The organism is Neobacillus niacini (assembly GCF_023715785.1).
Lineage (GTDB): Bacteria > Bacillota > Bacilli > Bacillales > Cytobacillaceae > Neobacillus > Neobacillus niacini_E.
The window spans coordinates 1-473 of sequence record NZ_JAMBOX010000064.1 but is presented as its reverse complement, the minus strand read 5'-3'; the positions used below and the strand labels follow the sequence as shown (position 1 = coordinate 473).

General features: G+C 44.0%; 1 protein-coding gene. It reads right to left on the bottom strand.

From position 1 onward, the window contains the following. Positions 1-473 (bottom strand): ComEA family DNA-binding protein (locus M3234_RS28845; RefSeq protein WP_262307930.1); only part of this gene is annotated, 473 nt, incomplete at both ends.

The window sequence follows — 473 nt, the reverse complement described above, 5'->3', positions numbered from 1 at the left end:
CCTGGTTAACAGCATAGAAACCGCCTAATTTATTCCTGAAATTGATGATGCGTTGAGATAACTTACTGCCAATGCCCGGCAAGGCAATCCAGCTACTGCTGTCGGAATTGTTTATATCAACAGTTGAATATGTTTTACGGGTTTCGTATTTTTTTCCTTCCGAAAAATCATTGGAATACTTATTCGCAGATAATTCATCCGAAGTTGCGGTAATACGTACGTAGGGCACTAGTCTTTCCGCCTCATCCGGGAAAAGACCCCATATCTTCTTAATATCTTCGGGCTGACGAAACTTTCCACCCTTGTTTCTGAAATTGAGAATTGTAGCCACGGTTTTGTCCCGCAGGCCCAGTTTCTTCCAGCCTTCTGCTTCCAAAGTGTTTGGATCAAAGTAAAACAGCGTTCCTTTTTTGGGAGATGGGTAACGGTTGTAGTTGCTGCCGGGAGGATGATCATAGGGCCGTTCATCATCC